We start from the raw sequence: 24,522 nt of genomic DNA, 5'->3' as shown, positions 1-24,522 counted from the left end.
CGGCAAATAAACCGCCTGATGGTGCAGGGCTCTATTTGACGTATTCAATGTCGTTAACGTACCAGCTGGCTTCGCCGGCGGGCGTCTGGACGATCGCCAGGTCGCCGACCTCTTTTTTCAGCAGGGCGCGGGCCATGGGCGAGTCGATCGAGATATAGTCTTTGCGGCCGAAGATTTCATCGTAGCCGACGATGCGAAAGCGCTTGCTGTCGCCGCTGTCGTTTTCAATCTCGACCCACGCGCCGAAGAACACCTTGCCCTCCTGCTGCGGGGAGTAATCAACGATCTTCAGATGCTCAAGACATTTGCTCAAATAGCGTACCCGGCGGTCAATTTCGCGCAGGCGTTTTTTATTATACTGATAGTCGGCGTTTTCACTGCGGTCGCCGAGGCTCGCCGCCCAGGTGACTTTTTTGGTGACTTCAGGACGCTCTTCGCGCCACAGGTAGTCCATCTCTTTTTTAAGTTTTTCATACCCTTCACGGGTGATCAGCGGCGTTTTCATTAATCGTTCTACCTTCTGACTGTCTGGTATTGCGCAGGGTTCTGTGCGGCTGCGCACAATTCGTAGCGCGCAATAATACCGACAGGATAAATAATGTGTCTTATGATTAAATGTATACTTAAGCTGCTGTTAAATATGCTTTGTAACAATTTAGCCTGGAATATATACCAGATTTAGCTGGTGGCCGGCACGGGCTTTTTTGAGAATACGCACTGACCATTGCAGTGAACCTTTGGGAGTATAAACAATGCAAGAGAATTATAAGATTCTGGTTGTCGATGACGACATGCGCCTGCGCGCGCTGCTCGAGCGTTATCTGACCGAGCAGGGCTTCCAGGTTCGAAGCGTAGCCAACGCTGAACAGATGGATCGCCTGCTGACCCGCGAGTCCTTCCACCTGATGGTGCTGGATTTAATGCTGCCTGGCGAAGATGGCCTGTCCATTTGCCGTCGCCTGCGTAGCCAGAGCAACCCGATGCCGATCATTATGGTGACGGCGAAAGGGGAAGAAGTTGACCGCATCGTGGGCCTCGAGATCGGCGCCGACGACTACATTCCCAAACCCTTTAACCCGCGCGAGCTGCTGGCGCGTATCCGCGCCGTGCTGCGCCGTCAGGCGAACGAGCTGCCGGGCGCGCCCTCGCAGGAAGAGGCGGTTATCGCGTTTGGTAAGTTCAAGCTTAACCTCGGCACCCGCGAGATGTTCCGTGAAGATGAGCCTATGCCGCTGACCAGCGGTGAGTTTGCGGTGCTGAAGGCGCTGGTGAGCCACCCGCGCGAGCCGCTCTCCCGCGATAAGCTGATGAACCTTGCCCGCGGCCGCGAATACTCGGCGATGGAGCGCTCCATCGATGTGCAGATCTCCCGCCTGCGCCGCATGGTGGAAGAGGATCCGGCACATCCGCGCTATATCCAGACCGTGTGGGGCCTTGGCTACGTCTTCGTACCGGACGGCTCTAAGGCATGAAACGCGTGCGCTTTTCGCCGCGAAGTTCGTTTGCTCGCACCCTGCTGCTGATCGTCACCCTGCTGTTTGTCAGCCTGGTGACGACCTATCTGGTGGTGCTGAATTTCGCGATCCTGCCGAGTCTGCAGCAGTTTAATAAGGTTCTGGCCTACGAAGTCCGTATGCTGATGACCGACAAGCTGCAGCTCGAGGATGGCACCCAGCTGGTGGTGCCTCCGGCCTTTCGTCGCGAGATTTATCGGGAGCTGGGCATTTCGCTCTACTCCAACGAAGCGGCGGAAGATGCGGGTCTGCGCTGGGCGCAGCACTATGAGTTTTTAAGCCAGCAGATGGCGCACCAGCTCGGCGGGCCAACCGAAGTGCGGGTTGAGGTCAACAAAAGCTCGCCGGTGGTGTGGCTGAAAACCTGGCTCTCCCCCAATATCTGGGTGCGCGTCCCGCTGACGGAAATCCATCAAGGCGATTTCTCGCCGCTATTCCGCTATACCCTGGCGATTATGCTGCTGGCGATCGGCGGGGCCTGGCTCTTTATCCGTATTCAGAACCGACCGCTGGTTGACCTTGAGCACGCGGCGCTGCAGGTTGGGCGGGGCATTATTCCGCCGCCGCTGCGCGAGTACGGGGCGTCAGAGGTTCGCTCGGTGACCCGCGCCTTCAACCATATGGCCGCGGGCGTGAAGCAGCTGGCTGACGATCGCACGCTGCTGATGGCCGGCGTGAGCCACGATCTGCGCACGCCGCTGACGCGTATTCGCCTGGCGACGGAGATGATGGCGGCAGAAGACGGTTACCTTGCCGAGTCGATCAATAAAGACATCGAAGAGTGTAACGCCATCATCGAGCAGTTTATTGACTATCTGCGTACCGGGCAGGAGATGCCGATGGAGCTGGCGGACCTGAACTCGGTGCTGGGTGAGGTTATCGCGGCGGAAAGCGGCTATGAGCGCGAAATTGCCACCGACCTGCAGGCAGGGGAGATCCCGCTGCGCATCCATCCTCTGTCCATCAAGCGCGCGCTGGCCAATATGGTGGTGAACGCCGCGCGCTACGGCAACGGCTGGATTAAGGTCAGCAGCGGAAGTGAAGCAAGCAGCGCGTGGTTCCAGGTCGAGGACGATGGCCCTGGCATCAAGCCGGAGCAGCGCGAGCACCTGTTCCAGCCGTTTGTGCGCGGCGATAGCGCCCGCAGCACCAGCGGTACCGGCCTGGGGCTGGCCATCGTGCAGCGTATTATCGATAACCATAACGGTCGGCTGGAGATAGGTTCCAGCGAGCGGGGTGGGCTGTTGATTCGCGCATGGCTGCCGATCCCCGTTCATCGCGCCCTCGCGCCGGCGAGACTGAACAAAGAGAGCTGATAGCCGCTGCGCCAGGCTGCCAGCCCGTGAAGCCGGGCAACGAGGCATAAAGATGAGGCATAAAAAAGCCGGGCAAAGCCCGGCTTTTTCTTAACGCGCGTTCACGCTTAGCGCTTCGGCCCTGCGGCAACCAGCGCCGCGCCCGCCGGCGTATCGGTATACTTCTCGAAGTTTTCCACAAACAGCTTCGCCAGCTGCTCGGCCTTTTCCTGCCACTGCTCCGGCGAACCGTAGGTGTTGCGCGGATCGAGGATATGGGTATCCACGCCCGGCAGCTCGGTTGGGATCTGCAGGTCGAACATCGGCAGCGTAAAGGTTTCCGCGTCATCCAGCGAGCCGTTAAGGATCGCATCGATGATCGCGCGGGTATCTTTAATCGAAATACGCTTGCCGGTGCCGTTCCAGCCGGTGTTCACCAGGTAAGCCTGCGCGCCGGATGCCTGCATGCGCTTGACCAGCACCTCCGCGTACTGCGTCGGGTGCAGCGACAGGAAGGCGGCACCGAAGCAGGCGGAGAAGGTCGGCGTCGGTTCCGTTACGCCGCGCTCGGTTCCCGCGAGCTTGGCGGTAAAGCCGGAGAGGAAGTGGTACTGCGTCTGATCGGCGGTCAGGCGCGATACCGGCGGCAGTACGCCAAAGGCATCGGCCGTCAGGAAGATAACCTTGGTGGCGTGGCCCGCTTTCGATACCGGCTTAACAATATTTTCGATGTGATAGATCGGGTAGGAGACGCGGGTGTTCTCGGTCTTTGAGCCGTCATCAAAATCAATGGTGCCGTCCGGGCGAACGACGACGTTTTCCAGCAGCGCGTCGCGGCGAATGGCGTGGTAGATATCAGGCTCGGCGGCTTCGGAAAGCTTAATGGTCTTCGCGTAGCAGCCGCCTTCGAAGTTAAACACCCCGTCGTCGTCCCAGCCGTGTTCGTCATCGCCAATCAGGCGACGCTTTGGATCGGTGGAAAGGGTGGTTTTACCGGTACCGGAGAGGCCGAAGAAGACGGCGACATCGCCTTTCTCACCGACGTTGGCCGAGCAGTGCATTGACGCGATGCCCTGCAGCGGCAGCAGGTAGTTCATGATCGAGAACATCCCTTTTTTCATTTCGCCGCCGTACCAGGTCCCGCCGATCAGCTGGATACGCTCGGTCAGGTTGAAGGCGACGAAGTTCTCTGAGTTCAGCCCCTGCTCCTGCCACTGCGGGTTGGTGCATTTCGCGCCGTTCATCACGATGAAATCCGGCTCAAATACCGCCAGCTCTTCATCCGTCGGGCGGATAAACATATTTTTGACGAAGTGCGCCTGCCAGGCCACCTCGGTAATAAAGCGTACGCTCAGGCGGGTGTCGGCATTGGCGCCGCAGAAGGCGTCAACGATAAACAGACGCTTGCCGGAGAGTTGATGGGTAACCAGTCCCTTCAGGTGCTGCCAGGTCTCCTGTGAGAGCGGCTTGTTGTCATTCTTGCCCTTACCCTTATCAGACCACCAGACGGTGTCACGGGTCGTATCGTCACGAACGATATATTTATCTTTCGGCGAACGGCCGGTGAAAATACCGGTATCGACAGCGATAGCACCAAGATCGGTTAATACGCCACGCTCATACCCTTCCAGATTGGGGTCGAGCTCCTCCTTATACAATGTGTCGTAGTCGGGATTGTGGACGATATCCTGGACGTCGTTGATACCATAAGCCTTGAGATCCTGCGGGGTTAAACCATTATTAACGCGCATGTCACTGCTCCTTAGCCAATATATACTGCTTTAAATTGTAGGGGTTATTGAGGGGTATAGACCGCGACCAGGCTCATAGATTTACGTATCTCGACAAACGCCTTGCTGACGGAAAACACGGTGACTCCTGTCACGAAACGGGTGGATTATCTCAGGAAATTGGCTATTGGTGGGGATAGATGTTTCTTAATGGTTAAAAAGTAATTAAAAAAACTGCCGAACTGTGAATGTAATCGCTTTCCTGAAAGAAAATTACGTAACCCTTTCAGTGGGAATCGATTCATCTCGCGCGTAAAAAACTTGACGCCAGGAGCGGCGGGGGAGAAAACCCCCGGCGAAGCGCCTGGCGAAGGGGACGATTAGTGAAGCTGGGGATCGGCCGGGGAAGCGTTATTGCGGATTTCAGCAATATCCATGGCGTTGAAGAGATAGTGATTGCCGCAGTAATCGCAGTGCATATCAATTTCGCCCTCGTCGGCCAGGATGCTATCAATTTCTTCATCCGGCAGGGTCTTCAGCGCGCCCGCACAGCGTTCGCGGGAGCAGGTACATTTGAACTCCACGTTCTGCGGATCGTAAACCGTGACCTCTTCTTCATGATACAGGCGCCACAGGACATCGTTAGCCGGCAGGGTGAAAAGCTCCTCGGCCTTGATGGTCTCCGTCAGGGTCGCCAGGTGCTCGAAATCTGCGGCCTGAGCGTCCTGCGCCGGCATCACCTGCAGCAGCATGCCGCCGGCCATCGGTTTTCCGTCATGTTCACCGGTGCGGATGATCAGGCGGGTCGGCAGCTGTTCCGAGCGCTGGAAGTAATCTTCCAGGCAGGCGGCCAGGGTTTCGCCTTCCAGACCGACGACGCCCTGATAGCGCTCGCCCTCATCCGGAGAGATGGTAATGACCAGATAACCGTTACCCACCAGCGTTTTCAGATCGGCATCTTCCGGGATCTCGCCCTGGATGCGCGCGACGCCGCGCAGCTGCTGCTGGTTAGTGCCGTTAATCACCGCCAGAGAGAGGGGACCGTCACCCTGCAGCTGCACGGTAATATCGCCGGCAAACTTCAGCGTTGCGGTCAGCAGACTGGTAGCAACCAGCAGCTCCGCCAGCACGGTTTTGACCGGCTGCGGGTAGCTATGGTTAGTCAGAATTTGTTCCAGCGTTTCTGAAACGGTTACCAGCTCGCCGCGCACGGCATAGTTTTCAAACAGGTAACGATGTAATTGATCGTGTTGAGTCATAATAGTCTCTCTTGCTGGCAACAGCGCTGCCTGGAGTTCAGGCCGTTATTCACTATCGCCGTGTTTAAATCTCATCAGGTCGCGGCGCTCTTTCTTGTCCGGACGTCTGTCGGGATGCGGCATGGTTAGCGCGTTCATTTTGCGCGCCAGCGCCATTTTTTCGCGTTTCTCGATGCTCTCTACCGTCTCTTCGTACAGCGCGACGGCTTCGCTGGCGGGCCGGCGCTGTTCAGTAATGCCTTTTACGACGACGGTGCGTTCGTCGTTGCCCTGGCGTAGCGTCAGGGTGGCGTCCAGCTCGACGATTTTTCCAGGCTTGCTGCGCTGTCCGTTATAGTGCACCTTGCCGCCTTCAATCATCTCGCGCGCCAGCGCACGGGTTTTATAGATGCGGGCTGCCCAAAGCCATTTGTCCAGCCTGATGGCGACGACGGGCTTCTCTTTCATGGCCTCTCCTTATTGCGTCAGCGAGGGGATCAGGCGCCGGTAATCATTCATGCCAGGATGGCGGGCGTAGCGCTTTTCCGCCAGCCCGGAATCAGGATTGGTCACCCCAAGACAGTAGCGAATCCCGTACTGCGCTGCCGCATCGAGGATCGCCTCGTTGTCATCAACAAACAGCGTTTTATGCGCATCGAAGCCGGTTTCCTCAGCCACCGCACGCCACAGGCGCTGATCCTCTTTCGGATAACCAAATGTGTGGGTGGAAAGCAATAAATCAAGGTGTGCATCAAGACCGGTGTGCTTGAGCTTGACCGCCAGGTTGTGCGGATGGGCGTTGGTCAGCAGGATCCGCCGCTTGCCGCTGGCTTTGAGAGCATCAAGGAACGGCACGGTATCTTCGCGCAGGGCGGCCTTCGGCCCCTGCTCGCTGGTCATCGCACGAATATCCAAATTCAGGCGCTCGCTCCAGTAGTCAAGACAGTACCAGTTTAGCGTATGCTGCACCGCGTGATACTCCTGGCGCATTGCTTCTCTGGCCTCCTGCAGGTTAAGGCCGCGGGCGGCTCCCCAGGTTTCCGGAACCAGCTTTTGCCAGAAATAGTTGTCGAAGGCGAGGTCGAGCAGGGTGCCATCCATATCCAGCAGAACGGTATCAACCTCCTGCCAGGCGATATCAAAGTGCATGGTGAGTCTCCAGCGAGGGGAAATGCGCGACAGGTTAACACACCCCGTCGCGCAAAGGATTACTCGTGATGTTCCGGCGAGGAGATGAGTACCGGGTTCAGGCAGCTTTCATAATACTTCTCAATTTCTTCCATCCGCTGGCGATGGCGCTGGTAGCGGCGGATCGCCAGCACGCCGTGCCAGGACATGCAGCCGAGCATCGCCAGCAGCAGCAGCGTCGTGCCGAGATAGCGCCACAGCCCTGAGCGATCGGGAATGCGGTGCAGATTGATATGCTGCGTGCCGTTGGCATCGGTATAGAGATTGGTGACGATGCCCTCGGCGTGGAAAGGCGTATGCATCAGCATTCCGGCCAGCCGCTGCAGCTCGCCCCACTGATCGTGGGCAGGGTAATCATACAGGCTGACGGTTGGCCACGGCTGATTGACCAGATCGCTGCCCTCATCGCTGGCGATTAAAAAACCGCCGGGAGCCGGGCTGTTCAGCGCCTGCGCCGCGCGCGACGTTTCGCGGATCACGAACGGCGCCGTGGAGGTAGTCACCAGGTTTTCCAGCGACTCGGCGCTGACCGGGCGTAGCAGCACGTTGATGCCGTCCAGTTTGCCCGAGCTGGCGCGTTTGGTCAGGGCATCCCAGCTGCGCGTATTGCCAAGGTTGACCAGCGCATTCTTCAGGCGCGTGCAGTCATCTTGCGCCGAGCACAGGCTATTGGTTTTGATAACGATATCGCCAAAATCATCCAGCAGCACCATTCCCGATTTCTGAATGGCCGAGCGCAGCGCCGGGCTAACGCGTGAATCATCGTCCGGGTCAGGATGCAGCTGGCGCTGGACGGACTGCATCAGCGCGGTGGCTTTGCCGACGATGTCGGACTCCGGTAGCGGCAGGGGAGGGGCATCGTTCCAGACGATTTGCGAGCAGTCAAACGGCATAAACGGCGAGTTCTCTTTTTTTGCCGTCCAGGTATCCGGAGTGTGGATATTGCACATGCCGGTGCCCTTCAGCCGCAGGGTATCGCCGATGCGGACCTGCGACTTCTCCAGCTGAGCGACGGTCGTCGCTTCGATGGTCTGCGCGCCCTTGAGCCACGAAAGCGTGAATTTAAACGGCATATTCAGCGGCACGCTGGCCCACAGCATCACCACCACCAGCAGGGCGCCGGCGGCGATAATGGCGCTGCGTAGCCAGTACTGGAGCGGGAAGTGCCTGACCTCATCGTGTAGCGACAGGAAGCGTCCCTGGCGCGCGACGTGACGGCTGAGGTAGATATCGACATCCGTTTGCTGGCCGAGATCCTGGGCAATCCAGGGCTGCCAGTGGCGGGGATAGATAAGGTCGATGATCCCCAGGGAGATATTATTGATGTGCTCCTGATCGTTTTCACCAAACAGACCCCAGCGTTTTGGCATTCCGCGCAGGCAGTGGATCTCCCGCAGCGCGTTTTTACGCGGCGGAGCATACATTCCCCACAGGCCAGCGAGCAGCAGCAGGAGCCCGCCGCCGAGCAGCCAGGGCGTGAAAACGTAGGGGCTGATCAGGCTGAAGTAAAACAGCAGGAACGCGGCCACGATCAGGACCGCCTCGCGCAGACCGTCGGGGCGGCTAAGCGCATGCTCTTCGGCGGTCTCCTGGCGAATATTCAGCAGCTCGACCTGCTCACTCTCTTCACCGCGGATGGAGGCCTGGGTAGCCGACGCCCTTTCAAGCGCGTAGCCGCGGGCCTCCTGCGGGTAGTCGCTGAGCGCGTGGCCGTTGAGGGCAATAACCAGCGGCAGGCTGTCGGTTGGGATCAGGTCGACGCTATTTTCGTCGTTGATATGCTGTTCCCAAAACGGAGGCAGGTGAACCTCCACTGAATCAAGGAAGTAGCGCCATTTGTTCGGATCGTCGGTGGTGATGCCATAGCGGGTGATGGCCCGGGTTACCGTAATAACGGTCTCGCTCTGCGCGTTCAGCGTCAGAGAGACCGGCGCAACGCTGGCACCGGTAGCCGGTATCTTCTGCGCCTGGCTGAGCCCCTCGAGATACTTTTCTACCGCCCGGCGCTCCTCGGCGGAGAGCTTGCGCGTAGCGGCATCGCTGAAGGCGTGCAGTAAAGGGAGGCGACGACGTCTGGCATGCGCGCGATACCACCACCCGATCAGCAGTGCGCAGAGCAGCAGTGCCGTGAAGAAAATCAGAAAGGTGCCCATGCCCATCCCATCATAGTTACTCTTTTCTTAGCGGTATCGTTGGCTGCCATTAACACTCAAAAGCCATCCTTCAGGATTATGTTACCTGCGATTATGGGCCTGGGAAGAGCGCAAAATCCTCGGGTACGCTGGGTACGCTTCGGTTTCTGCGCGCTATCCGCTCAGACTGCCGGCGACACTTACGCCCGACGGGAGAGGCTCGTCGCGTGAGCCTGCAGTTTGCTACCGGCAGATATTGTGTAAGTAAGGGAAAATTTATTGTGCGTTACAGCAGCATACAAGCTTATCAAAAACGTTAAAATGCAGGAATCGGTAAATTCTCAAATACATTTCAACCTATTGACTTTTTTATCTTTATGATTCTCTCATTGAGCGCTGATACGTTGCAACTATGTAAATTAGTGGCGAATTGAATTGCCGAAAGCGTGCTCCATATCGCACAATGACCTCTGTAATCACAGCATAGACCGATGACGATGAGCAAATCATTACAAAAACCCACCATTCTCAATGTTGAAACGGTAGCGCGTTCGCGTCTTTTTAACGTTGAAAGCGTGGATCTGGAATTCAGCAACGGCGTGCGCCGCGTTTATGAACGTATGCGGCCTTCTACGCGTGAAGCAGTGATGATTGTGCCGATTGTCGATGACCATATTATTCTGATTCGCGAATATGCGGTAGGAACGGAGTCCTACGAGTTAGGCTTCTCGAAAGGGCTGATCGATCCGGGTGAAAGCGTGCTGGAAGCGGCCAACCGCGAGCTGAAAGAAGAGGTTGGCTTCGGCGCGCAGAAGCTGACGTTTCTGAAAAAGCTGAGCATGGCGCCGTCCTACTTTTCCAGCAAAATGAATATCCTGGTTGCCGAAGATCTCTATCCTGAGTCGCTGCCGGGCGATGAGCCGGAACCTTTACCGCAGGTGCGCTGGCCGCTTTCCGAGCTAATGACGCTGCTGGACGAAGAAGATTTTAACGAAGCGCGCAACGTCAGCGCGCTGTTCCTGCTGCGCGAGTGGCTGCAGGCTCAGGGGCGGCTGTAGTTCGAAGCGCGCCTCAAGGTGACGCGGGGCATTGCCCGTACGAATGGATGAAAAAGAAAAAGCGCCCGCAGGCGCTTTTTTTGTCAGAACAGCTCGTGGGTCTCTCCCCCACCGTCGGTGAGGGTCGTCCCCACTTCATGCACCGCCTGCTGGGTGGGCTGCGTGCCGTCAATAAAGTACTCCGCACGACTATTGCCGCCGCTGGCCAGCTGGCCGGTGCTGCGATCGATATTCACCGTAACGATGCCAGACGGCGGCGTTAGCGGCTCTTCCGGCACGCCTTCAAGTACTCTCTTCATAAAGTCATCCCAGGCCGGCTGGGCGCTTTTTGCCCCGCCTTCGTAACCGGAGATCTGCTCTTTAATGGCGCCGGAAGCGGTTGTACGGCCCAGATCGCGTCGATGGTCGTCAAAGCCAATCCATACTGACGTCACGACGCCTGGGCCATAACCTGAGAACCACGCATCTTTCGAGCTGTTGGTGGTCCCCGTTTTGCCGCCGATATCGTGGCGCTGGAGATCGCGGCCGGCGCGCCAGCCGGTTCCCATCCAGCCCGGTTCGCCGAAGATGTTGCTGTTCAGCGCGCTTTTAATCAGGAAGGCCAGCGGCGTATTAATCACGTGCGGCGCGTACTCCGGCGCTCCGCTTTGGGCCACCAGGGCCTGGTTCGCCTGCTCAAGCTGCGGCTGCGGCGGCACCGCCGGGTTTTGCGGATCTTCAGAGGTCGCGACCTCTTCGACGTCTTTATTCTCCAGAACGTTGGACTTCGGCGTATCGCCGTAAATCACCGGGGAGTTGCACTGCGGGCAGGCAACTTTCGGCCGCTCTTCGAAGATGACGCCGCCCTGATCGTTTTCTATCTTGCTGATAAAGAACGGTGTAATCAGGAAACCGCCGTTAGCCATCACCGAGTAGCCGCGGGCAACCTGCAGCGGCGTAAACGAGGCTGAGCCCAGCGCCAGCGATTCGGTATGCACGATGTTCTGCGCCGGGAAGCCGAAGCGCTGCAGATATTCCGCCGCGTAATCAACGCCCATCGCGCGCATCGCGCGAACCATCACCACGTTTTTCGACTGTCCCAGCCCCTGACGCAGACGAATAGGGCCCGCGTACTGCGGCGGGGAGTTTTTCGGCTGCCAGTCAGAACCCGCGCCGGCATCCCAGCGGGAAATGGGCACATCGTTGAGCATGCTCGCCAGGGTTAGGCCTTTATCCATCGCCGCGGTGTAGAGGAACGGCTTAATGTTCGACCCCACCTGACGCAAGGCCTGAGTGGCGCGGTTAAACTTGCTCTGGTTAAAGTCGAAGCCGCCGACCAGCGCGATAATGGCGCCATTTTGCGGGTTAATGGAGACCAGCGCCGAGTTCACGTCCGGTACCTGCGACAGCCACCAGCTGCTGCCCACCTGGCGGACCCAGATCTGTTGTCCCGTCTGCACTACGTCGGTCACTTTGCGCGGCGTCGCGCCCTGCTGGGTATCGGAGATAAAGCGCCGGGCCCAGCGAACGCCGTCCATATTGAGCATCGCCGAAGTGCCGTCGCCGAGCAGCGCAACGGCTTCCTGCGGGTTGGCCGACGTCACGACCGCCGGAGAGAGCGGCCCGGAGCCGGGCTGATTTTTCAACGTGGCGATGATTTTCTTGCTGTTCCACGGGGGTTCGCCCACTTTCCACAGCACCGCTGACGGCCCGCGGTAGCCATGGCGCATATCGTAGTCCAGCACGTTATTGCGTACCGCCTGCTGGGCCGCCTGCTGGTTTTTCCGGGTAATCGTGGTGTAGACGCGGTAGCCGTCTTCATAGGCCTTTTCGCCGTAGCGGTTAACCATCTCCTGGCGCACCATCTCGCTGAGGTACGGCGAGGAGAAGGCGATTTCCGGCGCATGGTATCGGGCATCGATCGCTTCCCCGCGCGCCTGGTCGTACTGAGGCTGCGTGATATAGCCTTCGCTCAGCATACGCGCCAGCACCACGTTGCGGCGGGCGGTCGCGCGGTCCAGCGAGTACAGCGGGTTAAAGGTCGACGGCGCCTTCGGCAGGCCGGCGATGACGGCCATTTCGCTCAGGCTGAGCTGCTCGACCGATTTACCAAAATAGACCTGCGCCGCGGCGCCAACGCCATAGGCGCGATAGCCGAGGTAGATTTTATTGACGTACAGCTCAAGGATTTCATCTTTGCTCAGCAGCTGCTCGATGCGGATCGCGAGGAATGCCTCTTTGATCTTACGCATCAGCGTCTTCTCCGGGCTCAGGAAGAAGTTACGCGCCAGCTGCTGGGTGATGGTGCTGGCACCCTGCGACGCATGGCCGGAGAACATGGCGATGCTGGCCGCACGGAAAATACCGACCGGGTCGACGCCATGATGCTCGTAAAAACGGCTGTCTTCGGTGGCAATAAACGCTTTGAGCAGCTCAGGCGGCATTTGTTGCAGGGTTACGGGAATACGGCGCTTCTCGCCATATTGCGCAATAAGCTCGCCATCCGCGCTGTAGACCTGCATCGGGATCTGCAGGCGCACATCCTTCAGGGTCGCGACGTCGGGGAGCTGTGGCTCAATATATTTATAAAGGCCAAAAATCGAGCCTGCACCCAGCAGAACGCAACAGACTGCAAGGATGAATAGATACTTTACGAACTTCACCGGAGTTTTCCCATTTAGTTTTATTTGGGCAGTTTATAAACAAACGCGCGGTAGTATAAAGGCAAGCCTGGTGCATTGATAGAGCTCAACCCGTAACGGCGGATAAGGAGATATCACCATGGCTTTCAGGAACTGGCGAATAGGGATGCACATCCAGCAGGATAAGATAGCGATCGTGGCGCTGCGGTTTGAGCGCTCCCGCTGGGCGCTGTGCCGCTGGTGGCATATCGCGCTGGCACCCGGCATCGTCCGGAATGGACAGGTGGCTGACGGCATGGCGCTGGCCGAGCGGCTGCGCGGCTGGCGACGAGAGCTGCCGCTACAGCATCAGGTGAGTATCGCGTTTCCGGCCAGCCGAACGCTGCAAAAAAGAGTCCCGTCACCCCAGCTCTCTCTGCGTGAAAGCGAGCAGGCGATGTGGGCGGCCAGCGCCATGGCGCAGCAGCTGGAAATGCCCGTATCCTCGTTATGCGTCGATTATAGCGCATCCCCGGACGCCAGCGAGTGGCGGGTCACCGCCGCTCAGCGACTCGATATCGACGCGCTGCGCCAGCTTGCCGCCCGGCTAAAGCTCAGGGTGAGCGCAATTGTCCCCGATGCCAGCGCGCTGAGCGCCTTTTTCCCCTGGCTACCGGCGGAACTATCAGGCCTTGCGTGGCACGATGAAATGCACTGGATATGGGCTTTGCCGGATAGCTGGGGCAGCTGTCCGCGTGCTGAAGTCACCGCATTTTCTCAGCTCTCTGCGCGATTAAACGCCCGGCAGCTCGGGCTTTGTTCGACCCGGCCTGCCGACGAATGTCGCTTTGACCCGTGGAGCGTGATACATCGCCTGCAGCCTCCGCTCCCCTCCTGCGGCGACAGCTTCGCCGTGGCGCTGGGCCTCGCGCTGGGAGTGCACTGAGCGTGGCGCAGGCTATCAACCTTCTTCCCTGGCGAGCCGCGCGTCGGCGGCAGCGGCTGCGACTTTGGCTACTCTCCGCCGGCGGGCTGCTGCTGGGCCTGCTGCTGGCGCTGTCGGTTTCCCGGACGTCGCGCGAGGCTGACGACAGGCTCGAAGCGGTGAGATTAGCCGCCGAAAATCAGCTTTATGCGGCACTCCAGCAGCGTGAACGCCTGATGCAGGAGCAGCTCCAGCAGCATGAAAAGCAGCGCTTGCGCCACCAGCAGCGGGAGCTGACCCGAGCCTGGCAGCCGCGGCTGGGCAGGATTGCGTCGCTGATGCCGCAACAGGCCTGGCTAACCCGGCTGGAGTATCAGCAAAACACCCTGACCCTCAGCGGCCTGACCCTACGCCTGAACGCCCTATCGGCGCTGGAAACCGCGCTGACGACGGTCGATGGATTTCGGCCAGCCAAAACCGGTGAAACCCGGCGTGATACCGGTGGCCGCTGGCTGTTTAGTTTTTCCCTTGCAGGAGAAAGCCTTTATGCGGGCACTTATTGAGCGCGGGAAGGCATCACTTTTCCCCCTGCGCGGCGGCTGGCTAACGCTGGCGATCGCCTTGCCGCTTACTCTCACCGTCGGTTTGTGGCTGATATCTCCGCCGCCGGCGCAGGAAAGCGTTCGCTCGGACCGTCTGCGCCAGCAGTGGCTGAAGCTGCTCCCGCTGCGGGTAGCCCTTGTCCGGGAGGCGGTCGCCGGGCCCGCGAGGCGGGTTTTTTCCCCGCTTCATCTGCCGGTCAATGGGGCGGCGCTAATTGCCTGGAAGCCCGCAGGAAAGGGCGGGGAGATGGTGCTTGAGCTTCGCTGGCCGTCGGTGCCGGCGCTGTTTTCCTGGCTGGCAGACTGCGGGATGCGGGTCGCCGCGTTTTCGCTACAGCCGCAGAAGCAGGTGCTGCGGCTGAGCCTGCAGCTGGAGGCCGAAGATGCGGAGTAAAGGGTGGCGCCTGGCGCTGCTGCTGTCTGTACCTCTGCCGCTGGCCGGCGAGGCGCGTGATCCCTTCCAGCCGGCGGAAGATCGCTGTCAGGTGGCGGCGCTGACGCAGTGGCGCTACGGCGGGGCGATAGGCTCCCCGCAGCTGTGGATTGGTATCCTGCAGGACAGCGCGGGAAAGTGGCGTCGGGTGAGGGTAAACGACACCCTCGTGGCCGGCTGGAAGATAAGCCTGCTGACGGCGGAAAAAATCGAAATAGCAACGGGGCCGGGATGCGATCCTCTGCACTGGCGCTGGCTGCGTGAGGAAAAAAAAGATGCGATGGATAAGCCTGTTATTTCTGCTGCCGCTGGCGGCAGCGGCGGCCAAAAAAGAGCCGCCGATCTCTCTGGTGGTCGATGAGGTCCCGGTGGTTCAGGTGCTACAAACGCTGGCGGCGCTGCGGCAGCAGAATCTGGTGGTCGCTTCCGACGTGAGCGGGACGCTCTCGCTGCACCTGCACAACGTTCCCTGGCAGCAGGCGCTGAGGTCAGTCGTCGATAGCGCCGGGCTGGCGTTCAGCCAGCAGGGAACGATTCTGTACGTGCATACTTTGGCGTGGAAAAAAGCGCAGCAGGCGCAGCTTGAATCCGATCGCGCAAAGCGAAGACAGAATCTCCCTCTGCAGCGGCAGAGCATCGTGCTGCGCTATGCCGATGCGGGCGAGCTGGCGAAGGACGGCGACAGGCTGCTCAGCCCGCGCGGTAGCCTGACCGTCGATAGGCGCACCAACCGGCTGCTGATTCGGGATGACGCTGAGCATCTGGCCGCGCTGAAGGCCTGGGCTCTGGAGATGGACCTGCCCGTCGGTCAGGTAGAGCTGGCGGCGCATATTGTCTCAATGAGCGAAACCAGCCTGCGCGAGCTGGGGGTGAAATGGAGCCTGGCTGAAGCCAGCAGCGTGCCGGGTGCGGGCAAGTTCACCGCGCTGGGCAGCCAGCTGGCGGTAGGCGATGCCAGTACGCGCACGGGCTTCAATATTGGGCGCATCAACGGGCGCCTGCTGGCGCTGGAGCTGTCGGCGCTGGAGCGAAAGCAGCAGGTCGACATCATCGCCAGCCCGCGGCTGCTGGCTTCCCATATGCAGCCCGCCAGCATTAAGCAGGGGAGCGAAATACCCTATCAGGTTTCCCGCGGAGAGAACGGCGCAACGTCGGTCGAGTTCAAAGAAGCGGTGTTAGGAATGGAGGTGACGCCAACGGTGCTGCAGCAGAACCGCGTGCGCCTGAAGCTGCGAATCAGTGAGAATACGCCGGGTCAGGTGCTGCAGCAGGAAAATGGCGAGGTGCTGGCAATCGATAAGCAGGAAATTGAAACCCAGGTTGAGGTGAACAGCGGTGAAACCCTGGCGCTGGGAGGGATTTTTTCACAAAAAAACAAATCTGCCCGCGACAGTATTCCGCTACTCGGCGATATTCCTCTGCTGGGTCAGCTGTTTCGCCGGGACGGGAAAGATAATGAGCGACGCGAACTGGTTGTCTTCATTACCCCACGGATTCTGGCAGTGCATTAGGCGTTTTTCTTGCTAAACACGTTTCAGGTGTTTGACGTGAGGACGGATTTAGCATACAAGGGGTACCGATTTGAGAGTCGGGTTCGGCATCAATCCTCCCTTTTTGTCCGGTGATTTATTCTCATAATCGTTAAAGACGTATTGAGGCGGTAAGCAAGTTCACCCCCAGAAACATAGCTAGCTATGCACCTGGAGGCGAATAAGTGCAGCCAACGGTGGGGTAGTTTGAATAATGAAGCGTATATTCAGTTGCCAAACCTGCCGGAGTATTGAGATAATTTTTAGTCTGACTCTCGCTCTATTGCATATGAGGTTTCAGTTCATGTCCTGCCGCGCTGGGTATTCGCGAAGCGGGTTTATCATTAACGAATAGTCTTAGTAGTACCGAAAAAATGGCAGAGAAACGCAATATCTTTCTGGTTGGGCCTATGGGTGCCGGCAAAAGCACTATTGGGCGCCAGTTAGCCCAACAGCTCAACATGGAATTTTACGATTCCGATCAAGAGATTGAGAAACGCACCGGCGCTGACGTTGGCTGGGTCTTCGATGTTGAAGGCGAAGACGGCTTCCGCGATCGTGAAGAAAAAATCATCAATGAATTGACGGAAAAACAGGGAATTGTGCTGGCAACAGGCGGCGGCTCTGTAAAATCCCGTGAAACGCGTAACCGTCTCTCCGCCCGCGGCGTGGTGGTCTACCTGGAAACAACGATCGAAAAACAGCTTGCCCGTACGCAGCGCGATAAAAAGCGTCCTCTATTACAGGTTGAAGCGCCGCCTCGCGAAGTGCTTGAAGCGTTGGCAGACGAGCGCAACCCGCTGTATGAAGAGATTGCTGACGTCACTATTCGTACTGACGATCAGAGTGCGAAAGTGGTGGCAAACCAGATTATTCATATGCTGGAAAGCAATTGATTCTGGCTTAATAAAGTGCGTCAGAGTAAAAGCAACTGAGGTGGACGTCGCGTTATGGAGAGGCTTACTGTAACTCTCGGGGAACGTAGTTACCCGATTACCATCGCGGCTGGTTTGTTTAACGATCCAGCTTCCTTTCAGCCACTGCAATCAGGCGACCAGGTTATGCTGGTCACCAATGAAACGCTGGCGCCGCTTTATCTGGATAACGTTCGTTCCGTGCTGGAGCAGGCGGGTGTTAAGGTAGACAGTGTTATTTTACCCGACGGCGAGCAGTACAAAAGCCTGACGGTGATGGATACGGTCTTCACCGCTTTGTTGCAAAAACCGCACGGTCGTGACACCACACTGGTAGCACTCGGCGGTGGCGTGGTCGGTGATTTAACCGGCTTTGCTGCGGCTAGCTATCAGCGCGGTGTGCGTTTTATTCAGGTTCCAACCACCCTGCTGTCGCAGGTGGATTCTTCGGTCGGTGGTAAAACTGCCGTCAATCATCCTCTCGGTAAAAATATGATTGGTGCCTTCTGGCAGCCAGTTTCCGTCGTTGTCGATCTCAACTGTCTTAAGACGTTGCCGGCGCGCGAACTGTCTTCCGGCCTGGCTGAAGTCATTAAGTACGGCGTCATCCTTGACGGTGAGTTCTTCGACTGGCTGGAAAACAACATCGATGCGCTGATGGCGCTGGATGAAAAAGCAATGGCGTACTGTATTCGCCGCTGCTGTGAGCTGAAAGCCGAAGTTGTTGCTGCCGACGAGCGTGAAACCGGGTTACGTGCTTTACTGAATCTTGGACATACTTTTGGTCATGCCATCGAGGCCGAAATGGGCTACGGTAACTGGCTGCACGGCGAGGCTGTCGCTGCCGGTATGGTCATGGCTGCGCGTACGTCCGAACGATTAGGGCAGTTCAGCGCGCAGGATACGCAGCGTCTTATTACGCTGCTGCAGCGTGCGGGTCTGCCGGTCAGTGGGCCGCAGGAGATGACCGCGCAGGCGTATCTGCCCCACATGATGCGTGATAAAAAGGTGCTGGCAGGCGAAATGCGGCTGGTGCTACCGCTCGCTATAGGGAAAAGCGAAGTTCGCGGCGGAGTGTCGCACGATGTAGTTCTTGGCGCGATTGCTGATACTGAGCAGGCGCAACAATAAGAAGGTCTAGCCGCGTCCGCGCGGCGTTATCATTTCAGGTGACATGCAATAGTCGTGAGCATAAGCCTTTTAGTGGGGTGTTAAATGGATGAATTCAAACCAGAAGACGATTTGAAAGCCGATCGCAACGATCGTCGTGCTGGTCGTTCCCGTCAGTCTTCCGAGCGTGATAGCGATCCGCAGATCAATTTTGATGATGTCGATCTTGATGCGGACGAGAGCCGTCCGACGCGCGCCAGTAAAGCACGCCGTGAGCGCGATGAAGAAGAGTATGAAGAAGAGCTGGAGTCTGAAGAAGACGAGGTCGAAGAGCAGCAGGTTGAGCGCCGTCCGCGTAAGCGTAAGAAAGCGCCAGCGAAGCCTGCCTCTCGCCAGTACATTATGATGGGGGTGGGGATCCTCGTGCTGCTGCTGCTGATTGTCGGCATCGGTTCAGCACTGAAGTCGCCATCTTCCTCGAACGAACAAGCGGCGACAGGTGAGAAGAGTATCAATCTGTCAGACGCGCAGGACAATAGCGCTCAGCCTGCCGCGCAGGGCCAGACCGCGGGTAGCACCCAGCAGCAGGACGTTTCTCTGCCGCCAATTGCGTCTAACCCAACCCAGGGCCAGACTACCGCTGAGCCGCAGGGACAGCAGCGCGTCGAGGTTCAGGGCGATCTGAACAACGCGCTGACTCAGCAGCAGGGCCAGATTGACAGCGCCGTGGCTAGCTCGACGTTACCGACCGAACCTGCAACCGTCGCCCCGATGCGCAACGGTACGGCTCCGCGTCAGGCAACCACCGAGCGCCAGACGCAGACCGCCGCCGCACCGCGTCCGGCCGAGCGTAAGCATACGGTTATTGAGCCGAAGCCGATGGCTACCGCGAAAGCACCGGTTGAGTCGAAGCCGGCACAGCCGAAGCGTGTTGAAAGCACCGCCGCTGCGGCTCCGGTGAAAACGCCAGCCGTCGCGCCAGCTAAGCCTGCCGCTACTGCCCAGGCTAAGCCGACTCCGGCCGCCGCGCCTGCGGCAACCGCTACTGCTGCAGCGACCGCTGCTCCGGCGGCGACAGCGGCCGCTTCTGCGGGCAAAACTGCCGGTGACGTGAGCTCGATGAAAGCCGCTCCGTCCAGCAACTACACCCTGCAGCTCAGCTCTTCCTCCAACTACAACAATCTGAGTAGCTGGGCGAAGAAAGAGAAGCTGGATAAGTACGTCGTCTATGAGACTACCCGTAACGGTCAGCCCTGGTACGTGCTGGTCAGCGGCATTTATGCTTCGAAAGATGAAGCTAAACGCGCTGTAGCGACTCTGCCAGCGGACGTGCAGGCGAAAAACCCGTGGGCAAAACCGCTGCATCAGGTCCAGGCTGACCTGAAGTAAGCCGCGGCGTAGTCTTAAGCGCAGGGTGCTGTCGGAGCTTTCTCCACAGCCGGAGAATGTGTAATTATTTAGGCAGCATGAAAAAGAATCGCGCTTTTCTGAAATGGGCGGGGGGGAAATACCCCCTGCTTGACGATATAAAAAAACATTTGCCGCAGGGCGACTGTCTGATTGAGCCCTTTGTAGGCGCCGGGTCGGTATTTCTTAATACCGACTTTTCTCGTTATATCCTCGCGGACATCAACAGCGATTTGATTAGCCTTTACAACATCGTCAAATCGCAGACGGATGATTATGTTACCGCGGCGCAGGAGATGTTTACGCCTGAGAATAACGTGGCGGAGAGATACTACCAGTTCCGTGCTGAATTCAATCAAAGCCAGGACCCGCTTCGTCGTGCGGTGCTGTTCCTGTATCTGAATCGCCATGGCTACAACGGCCTGTGTCGTTACAATCTGCGCGGTGAGTTCAACGTGCCTTTTGGCCGCTATAAGAAGCCCTATTTCCCCGAAGATGAACTGTATCATTTTGCGCAGAAGGCGCAGAATGCCTACTTCTACTGCGAGTCGTACGCCGACAGCATGGCGCGAGCCGACGGGACTTCTGTGGTCTACTGCGACCCGCCGTACGCGCCTTTGTCTGCTACCGCGAACTTTACGGCGTACCATACGAGCAGCTTTAATTCCGAACAGCAGGCCCATCTGGCGCAGCTGGCGGAGAATCTGTTCGAGCAGCGGGTTCCGGTTCTGATTTCTAACCACGATACCGCGCTTACCCGCGAATGGTATCGTCTGGCTAAACTGCACGTCGTCAAAGTTCGACGCAGTATCAGCAGCAACGGTGGTACCCGAAAGAAGGTGGACGAGCTTCTTGCTCTTTACCGTCCGCCGAAGACTAAATAATTTTCAAGGAGATGCGGATGAAGCAGTATTTGATTGCCCCTTCGATTCTGTCGGCTGATTTTGCCCGTTTGGGTGAAGATACCGCCAAAGCGTTGGCTGCAGGTGCAGACGTTGTGCACTTTGACGTGATGGACAACCACTACGTGCCGAATCTGACTATCGGCCCAATGGTGCTGAAAGCGCTGCGCGGCTATGGCATCACCGCGCCTATCGACGTGCACCTGATGGTTAAGCCGGTCGACCGCATCATTCCTGATTTCGCCGCCGCGGGCGCCAGCATCATCACCTTCCATCCGGAAGCGTCAGAGCACGTCGATCGCAGCCTGCAGCTCATCAAAGAGCACGGCTGTAAGGCCGGCCTGGTATTCAACCCGGCAACCCCGCTGAGCTACCTTGATTACGTGATGGATAAGCTGGACGTGATCCTGCTGATGTCCGTCAACCCGGGATTCGGCGGCCAGTCTTTCATTCCGCAGACCCTCGACAAACTCCGTGAAGTTCGCCAGCGCATCGATGCCTCCGGCTACGATATTCGCCTCGAAGTCGACGGCGGCGTAAAAGTTAGCAATATCGCGGATATTGCGGCCGCAGGGGCGGATATGTTCGTTGCCGGCTCGGCCATTTTCGACCAGCCGGACTATAAAACAGTCATCGATCAAATGCGCAGTGAATTAGCGAAGGTTAGTCATGGATAAGTTACAGGCTATTCGCGGTATCGCGTTTGACCTCGACGGCACGCTGGTGGACAGCGCGCCGGGTCTGACGGCGGCCGTTGATAGCGCGCTTTACGCTTTAGAACTCCCGATGGCGGGAGAGGATCGCGTTGTCACCTGGATTGGCAACGGCGCGGACGTGCTGATGGAGCGCGCCCTTATCTGGGCACGTCAGGAGCGCGCGACGCTGCGCGCGGCCGGGGGGAAACCTTCCGCCGATCGCGACGATATCCCGCAGGCCGAGCAGCTGGCGCTGCTGCGCAAGCTGTTTGACCGCTACTATGCTGAAGCCGCGGAAGAGGGCAGCTTCCTGTTCCCGGCGGTCGCCGATACGCTGGGCGCTCTGCACGCCAAAGGGCTGCCGCTGGCGCTGGTCACCAACAAGCCGACGCCGTTCGTTGCCCCGATGCTGGCCGCGCTGGATATCGCTAAATATTTTACCGTGGTTATCGGCGGCGACGATGTGCAGAACAAGAAGCCGCATCCCGAACCGCTGCTGCTGGTTGCGGAAAAGCTGGGGTTGGCTCCCGCTGAGCTGCTGTTTGTCGGCGATTCGCGTAACGATGTCATGGCGGCGAAAGCGGCCGGCTTTGGCTCAGTTGGCCTGACCTACGGCTACAACTACGGTGAGCCCATCGCGCTCAGCGAGCCGGATTGCATCTTTGACCAATTTAACGAACTCCTACCCGCTCTCGGGTTACCGTCCAGTGAAACTCAGGAATTAAAAAATGACTAAGCCCATCGTTTTTAGTGGCGCACAGCCCTCAGGTGAATTGACCATTGGCAACTACATGGGTGCGCTGCGTCAGTGGGTGGGCATGCAGGATGATTTTCAGTGCATCTACTGCATCGTGGATTTGCACGCCATCACCGCGCGTCAGGATCCTGAGAAACTGCGTAAGGCCACGCTGGATACGCTGGCGCTTTACCTTGCATGCGGTATCGATCCTGCGAAAAGCACCATCTTCGTTCAGTCGCACGTGCCGGAGCATGCGCAGCTGGGCTGGGCGCTGAACTGCTACACCTATTTCGGTGAGCTGAGCCGCATGACCCAGTTCAAGGACAAGTCCGCGCGCTACTCGGAAAACATTAACGCCGGCCTGTTTGATTATCCGGTGCTGATGGCGGCCGACATCCTGCTTTATCAAACCAACCAGGTGCCGGTGGGCGAAGACCAGAAGCAGCACCTGGAGCTGAGCCGCGATATCGCCCAGCGCTTCAACGCAATCTACGGCGAAGTGTTCAAGGTTCCTGAGCCGTTTATTCCGAAATCCGGCGCGCGCGTCATGTCGCTGCTTGAGCCGACGAAAAAGATGTCCAAGTCGGACGACAACCGCAACAACGTCATTGGCCTGCTGGAAGACCCGAAATCGGTCGTCAAAAAGATCAAGCGTGCGGTAACGGATTCCGACGAGCCGCCGGTCGTGCGCTACGACCAGCAGAACAAAGCCGGCGTATCTAACCTGCTGGATATTCTCTCCGGCGTGACCGGCCAGAGCATTGCGGAGCTGGAGCAGCACTTCGACGGGAAAATGTACGGTCATCTGAAGGGCGAAGTAGCCGATGCGGTGTCCGGCATGCTGGTTGAGCTGCAGGAGCGCTATAACCGCTTCCGTAACGATGAAGCCTTCCTGAACCAGGTGATGAGAGACGGGGCGGATAAAGCCAGCGCTCGCGCTTCACAAACGCTGAAAGCGGTATACGAAGCGATTGGTTTTGTTGCGAAGCCGTAAGCGGCGGCGATAAAGACCGCACGCACAAAGCCGAAAAAAAGGCGGGTTAATCCCGCCCTTTTGCTTTTTTACCGTTGTCGCTACCTCGCCCGTTCAGCACGCTGCGAGCAGAGGCGCGGCGAATCTTAGTGGTTAGAGAACCAGTTGAGCCTGTCGCGCAGGCTCACCACGCGGCCGACGATAATCAGCGCCGGGCTCGCCATCTGCTGCGCCAGCACGTCCAGCCGATCCAGGGTGCCGGTCACCACCTTCTGGCTGACCGCCGTACCGTTTTCAACAATCGCCGCCGGCATATCTGCCGCCATGCCGTGGGCAATAAGCTTCTCTCTGATCGCTGACGCCTGGTTTAAGCCCATATAAAATACCAGCGTCTGCTTTTCTACCGCCAGGTTTTGCCAGTCCAGCTCGGCCCCGGTTTTCAGATGCCCGGTGACCAGGCGTACGCCCTGCGCGAAGTCGCGGTGGGTCAGCGGAATACCGGAATAGGCGGAGCAGCCGGAGGCGGCGGTGATCCCCGGAACCACCGAGAAGGGAATACCGGCATTACACAGGGTTTCGAGCTCTTCGCCACCGCGGCCGAAAATAAACGGATCGCCGCCCTTCAGACGCACGACGCGGCGGCCGTTCTGCGCTTCCCGCAGCAGGATCTGGTTAATCTCATCCTGCGGTACGCAGTGGTAGCCCGCCCGCTTGCCGACGAATACCCGGTCGGCGTCGCGGCGAACCAGATTCATAATATCGTCTGAGACCAGCCGATCGTAAACCACGACGTCCGCCTGCTGGATCTGCTGCAGCCCTTTCAGGGTCAGCAGACCGGCATCACCCGGCCCGGCGCCCACCAGCACGACTTCACCGCGGTGATCCAGCGGTTCGGTCAGCAGCTGCTCGGTGGTATCGGCTACGGCCTGCCGGTCTTCGTTGGCTAACGACTGCGCCAGGCGGTCGTTCATAAACAGCTTTTCCCAGAAGCGTCGACGCTCGGCCACCGTGGCAAACTGTTTTTTAACCCGCGCCCGCAGCTGGCCAGCATAGTGCGCCAGCTGGCCTAAATGCAGCGGAAGAACCGACTCCAGCTTTTCGCGCAGCAGCCGCGCCAGCACCGGCGACGTCCCGCCGGAGGAGACGGCGACCATCAGCGGCGAGCGGTCGATAATCGAGGGCATAATAAAGCTGGCCTGCTGCGGCGAATCCACGACGTTGCAAAAGATACGTCGCGCTTCCGCCGCCTGGCTGACCTGCTGGTTAACGTCGTTGTCGTCCGTCGCGGCGATCGCCAGCCAGCAGCAGTCGAGCAGTTCGGGATTAAAGCGGTCTTTTACCAGCGTTAGCATCTGCGCATCCGCCCACACCTGAAACTGTGGCGAGAATTCGAGGGCGTTAACCGTTAATTTGGCGCCAGCATCGAGCAGCAGCCGCGCCTTGCGTTCGGCAACATCCCCGCCGCCAACCAGCAGACAGTCGCGATCGCGCAACTGGCAAAAAATGGGTAAGTGATCCACGGAATATCCTCGCAGCAG

At 58.4% G+C, this 24,522-nt stretch carries 23 protein-coding genes; 15 read left to right on the top strand and 8 right to left on the bottom strand.

The annotated features are described in order from the left end of the window. Positions 1-31: 31 nt before the first annotated feature. Positions 32-505 carry a transcription elongation factor GreB gene (greB, locus tag PFH44_RS01690; RefSeq protein ID WP_045854031.1) on the bottom strand — a complete coding sequence of 158 codons (474 nt, stop codon included), beginning with the start codon at positions 503-505 and terminating at the stop codon, positions 32-34. A gap of 247 nt (positions 506-752) precedes the next feature. Between greB and ompR the strand changes: the two genes are divergently transcribed. Both ompR and envZ read left to right on the top strand, forming a co-directional pair. After that, positions 753-1,472: an osmolarity response regulator transcription factor OmpR gene (gene ompR, locus PFH44_RS01685; RefSeq protein WP_001157751.1), complete on the top strand. Its 720-nt coding sequence runs from the start codon at positions 753-755 to the stop codon at positions 1,470-1,472. Continuing rightward, positions 1,469-2,830, top strand: coding sequence for a two-component system sensor histidine kinase EnvZ (gene envZ / locus PFH44_RS01680; RefSeq protein WP_045854032.1), 1,362 nt, complete (start codon positions 1,469-1,471; stop codon positions 2,828-2,830). Before ompR ends, envZ begins: the two co-directional genes overlap by 4 nt. Before the next feature lie 107 nt (positions 2,831-2,937). On the opposite strand, the gene pckA is transcribed toward envZ, so the two are convergent. The 5 genes from pckA to PFH44_RS01655 form a co-directional block, all read right to left on the bottom strand. Then, positions 2,938-4,560, bottom strand: a complete 1,623-nt coding sequence (gene pckA, locus PFH44_RS01675; protein ID WP_283824127.1) for a phosphoenolpyruvate carboxykinase (ATP) — start codon at positions 4,558-4,560, stop codon at positions 2,938-2,940. A gap of 359 nt (positions 4,561-4,919) precedes the next feature. Then, a complete protein-coding gene (gene hslO, locus PFH44_RS01670; protein WP_283824126.1) occupies positions 4,920-5,798 on the bottom strand; it encodes an Hsp33 family molecular chaperone HslO in 879 nt (292 codons plus the stop codon). 45 nt (positions 5,799-5,843) lie between these two features. Next, positions 5,844-6,245 (bottom strand): ribosome-associated heat shock protein Hsp15, encoded by a 402-nt coding sequence (hslR, locus tag PFH44_RS01665; protein WP_041143011.1) that lies wholly within the window; start codon positions 6,243-6,245, stop codon positions 5,844-5,846. Positions 6,246-6,254: 9 nt separating this feature from the next. After that, positions 6,255-6,926, bottom strand: a complete 672-nt coding sequence (gene yrfG, locus PFH44_RS01660) for a GMP/IMP nucleotidase (protein ID WP_045854035.1) — start codon at positions 6,924-6,926, stop codon at positions 6,255-6,257. Between the two features lie 59 nt (positions 6,927-6,985). Continuing rightward, positions 6,986-9,118, bottom strand: a complete 2,133-nt coding sequence (locus PFH44_RS01655) for an intracellular growth attenuator family protein (RefSeq protein WP_283824125.1) — start codon at positions 9,116-9,118, stop codon at positions 6,986-6,988. A gap of 476 nt (positions 9,119-9,594) precedes the next feature. On the opposite strand from PFH44_RS01655, the gene nudE reads away from it, so the two are divergent. After that, complete coding sequence (nudE, locus tag PFH44_RS01650; RefSeq protein ID WP_041147478.1) at positions 9,595-10,155, top strand: ADP compounds hydrolase NudE; 561 nt, start codon at positions 9,595-9,597, stop codon at positions 10,153-10,155. An 83-nt stretch (positions 10,156-10,238) separates the two neighbouring features. Here nudE and mrcA read toward each other — a convergent pair whose 3' ends face one another. Further along, on the bottom strand, positions 10,239-12,797 hold the full coding sequence (gene mrcA, locus PFH44_RS01645) for a peptidoglycan glycosyltransferase/peptidoglycan DD-transpeptidase MrcA (protein WP_283824124.1): 2,559 nt from the start codon (positions 12,795-12,797) through the stop codon (positions 10,239-10,241). 118 nt (positions 12,798-12,915) lie between these two features. On the opposite strand from mrcA, the gene PFH44_RS01640 reads away from it, so the two are divergent. From PFH44_RS01640 to trpS, 12 genes are all read left to right on the top strand, one after another. Continuing rightward, positions 12,916-13,701 (top strand): type IV pilus biogenesis protein PilM, encoded by a 786-nt coding sequence (locus PFH44_RS01640; RefSeq protein ID WP_283824123.1) that lies wholly within the window; start codon positions 12,916-12,918, stop codon positions 13,699-13,701. Between the two features lie 2 nt (positions 13,702-13,703). Continuing rightward, positions 13,704-14,243 (top strand): PilN domain-containing protein, encoded by a 540-nt coding sequence (locus PFH44_RS01635; protein ID WP_283824122.1) that lies wholly within the window; start codon positions 13,704-13,706, stop codon positions 14,241-14,243. Beyond that, positions 14,227-14,676, top strand: coding sequence for a HofO family protein (locus PFH44_RS01630; RefSeq protein ID WP_283824121.1), 450 nt, complete (start codon positions 14,227-14,229; stop codon positions 14,674-14,676). Before PFH44_RS01635 ends, PFH44_RS01630 begins: the two co-directional genes overlap by 17 nt. Beyond that, the gene (locus PFH44_RS01625) at positions 14,666-15,076 is read left to right on the top strand and encodes a HofP DNA utilization family protein (RefSeq protein ID WP_283824120.1); all 411 of its coding nucleotides are present in this window, start codon (positions 14,666-14,668) and stop codon (positions 15,074-15,076) included. Before PFH44_RS01630 ends, PFH44_RS01625 begins: the two co-directional genes overlap by 11 nt. Next, complete coding sequence (gene hofQ / locus PFH44_RS01620) at positions 14,991-16,226, top strand: DNA uptake porin HofQ (protein WP_283824119.1); 1,236 nt, start codon at positions 14,991-14,993, stop codon at positions 16,224-16,226. The genes PFH44_RS01625 and hofQ overlap by 86 nt, the downstream gene beginning before the upstream one ends. A 392-nt stretch (positions 16,227-16,618) precedes the next feature. Then, positions 16,619-17,140, top strand: a complete 522-nt coding sequence (gene aroK / locus PFH44_RS01615; protein WP_004868452.1) for a shikimate kinase AroK — start codon at positions 16,619-16,621, stop codon at positions 17,138-17,140. A gap of 54 nt (positions 17,141-17,194) precedes the next feature. Continuing rightward, entirely contained in the window at positions 17,195-18,289 is a 1,095-nt protein-coding gene (gene aroB / locus PFH44_RS01610; RefSeq protein WP_041143002.1) for a 3-dehydroquinate synthase, read from the top strand. Positions 18,290-18,373: 84 nt separating this feature from the next. Further along, complete coding sequence (damX, locus tag PFH44_RS01605) at positions 18,374-19,657, top strand: cell division protein DamX (RefSeq protein WP_283824118.1); 1,284 nt, start codon at positions 18,374-18,376, stop codon at positions 19,655-19,657. 77 nt (positions 19,658-19,734) lie between these two features. Next, entirely contained in the window at positions 19,735-20,559 is an 825-nt protein-coding gene (gene dam / locus PFH44_RS01600) for an adenine-specific DNA-methyltransferase (RefSeq protein WP_045854044.1), read from the top strand. A 17-nt stretch (positions 20,560-20,576) separates the two neighbouring features. Beyond that, on the top strand, positions 20,577-21,254 hold the full coding sequence (rpe, locus tag PFH44_RS01595; protein ID WP_041142999.1) for a ribulose-phosphate 3-epimerase: 678 nt from the start codon (positions 20,577-20,579) through the stop codon (positions 21,252-21,254). Further along, positions 21,247-22,008, top strand: a complete 762-nt coding sequence (gph, locus tag PFH44_RS01590; protein WP_283824117.1) for a phosphoglycolate phosphatase — start codon at positions 21,247-21,249, stop codon at positions 22,006-22,008. The genes rpe and gph overlap by 8 nt, the downstream gene beginning before the upstream one ends. Further along, entirely contained in the window at positions 22,001-23,005 is a 1,005-nt protein-coding gene (trpS, locus tag PFH44_RS01585; protein WP_283824116.1) for a tryptophan--tRNA ligase, read from the top strand. The genes gph and trpS overlap by 8 nt, the downstream gene beginning before the upstream one ends. 125 nt (positions 23,006-23,130) lie before the next feature. Here trpS and cysG read toward each other — a convergent pair whose 3' ends face one another. After that, positions 23,131-24,504: a siroheme synthase CysG gene (gene cysG, locus PFH44_RS01580; protein WP_128877009.1), complete on the bottom strand. Its 1,374-nt coding sequence runs from the start codon at positions 24,502-24,504 to the stop codon at positions 23,131-23,133. Between the last annotated feature and the right edge of the window lie 18 nt (positions 24,505-24,522).

The organism is Klebsiella sp. Ech2A (genome assembly GCF_030078455.1).
GTDB classification, from domain to species: Bacteria; Pseudomonadota; Gammaproteobacteria; order Enterobacterales; family Enterobacteriaceae; genus Klebsiella; species Klebsiella terrigena.
The sequence above is the reverse complement of the archived record's forward strand: the minus strand, read 5'-3'. Positions and strand labels throughout refer to the sequence as shown.

What these genes read in the sequence shown, in the direction of transcription:
- rpe (WP_041142999.1), top strand. Translation starts at nt 20,577, where the DNA reads ATGAAGCAGTATTTGATTGCCCCTTCGATTCTGTCGGCTGATTTTGCC.
- damX (WP_283824118.1), top strand. Translation starts at nt 18,374, where the DNA reads ATGGATGAATTCAAACCAGAAGACGATTTGAAAGCCGATCGCAACGAT.
- nudE (WP_041147478.1), top strand. Translation starts at nt 9,595, where the DNA reads ATGAGCAAATCATTACAAAAACCCACCATTCTCAATGTTGAAACGGTA.
- ompR (WP_001157751.1), top strand. Translation starts at nt 753, where the DNA reads ATGCAAGAGAATTATAAGATTCTGGTTGTCGATGACGACATGCGCCTG.
- PFH44_RS01625 (WP_283824120.1), top strand. Translation starts at nt 14,666, where the DNA reads ATGCGGAGTAAAGGGTGGCGCCTGGCGCTGCTGCTGTCTGTACCTCTG.
- dam (WP_045854044.1), top strand. Translation starts at nt 19,735, where the DNA reads ATGAAAAAGAATCGCGCTTTTCTGAAATGGGCGGGGGGGAAATACCCC.
- hslO (WP_283824126.1), bottom strand. Translation starts at nt 5,798, where the DNA reads ATGACTCAACACGATCAATTACATCGTTACCTGTTTGAAAACTATGCC.
- yrfG (WP_045854035.1), bottom strand. Translation starts at nt 6,926, where the DNA reads ATGCACTTTGATATCGCCTGGCAGGAGGTTGATACCGTTCTGCTGGAT.
- greB (WP_045854031.1), bottom strand. Translation starts at nt 505, where the DNA reads ATGAAAACGCCGCTGATCACCCGTGAAGGGTATGAAAAACTTAAAAAA.
- PFH44_RS01630 (WP_283824121.1), top strand. Translation starts at nt 14,227, where the DNA reads ATGCGGGCACTTATTGAGCGCGGGAAGGCATCACTTTTCCCCCTGCGC.
- gph (WP_283824117.1), top strand. Translation starts at nt 21,247, where the DNA reads ATGGATAAGTTACAGGCTATTCGCGGTATCGCGTTTGACCTCGACGGC.
- pckA (WP_283824127.1), bottom strand. Translation starts at nt 4,560, where the DNA reads ATGCGCGTTAATAATGGTTTAACCCCGCAGGATCTCAAGGCTTATGGT.
- trpS (WP_283824116.1), top strand. Translation starts at nt 22,001, where the DNA reads ATGACTAAGCCCATCGTTTTTAGTGGCGCACAGCCCTCAGGTGAATTG.
- aroK (WP_004868452.1), top strand. Translation starts at nt 16,619, where the DNA reads ATGGCAGAGAAACGCAATATCTTTCTGGTTGGGCCTATGGGTGCCGGC.
- PFH44_RS01640 (WP_283824123.1), top strand. Translation starts at nt 12,916, where the DNA reads ATGGCTTTCAGGAACTGGCGAATAGGGATGCACATCCAGCAGGATAAG.
- hofQ (WP_283824119.1), top strand. Translation starts at nt 14,991, where the DNA reads ATGCGATGGATAAGCCTGTTATTTCTGCTGCCGCTGGCGGCAGCGGCG.
- hslR (WP_041143011.1), bottom strand. Translation starts at nt 6,245, where the DNA reads ATGAAAGAGAAGCCCGTCGTCGCCATCAGGCTGGACAAATGGCTTTGG.
- PFH44_RS01655 (WP_283824125.1), bottom strand. Translation starts at nt 9,118, where the DNA reads ATGGGCACCTTTCTGATTTTCTTCACGGCACTGCTGCTCTGCGCACTG.
- envZ (WP_045854032.1), top strand. Translation starts at nt 1,469, where the DNA reads ATGAAACGCGTGCGCTTTTCGCCGCGAAGTTCGTTTGCTCGCACCCTG.
- aroB (WP_041143002.1), top strand. Translation starts at nt 17,195, where the DNA reads ATGGAGAGGCTTACTGTAACTCTCGGGGAACGTAGTTACCCGATTACC.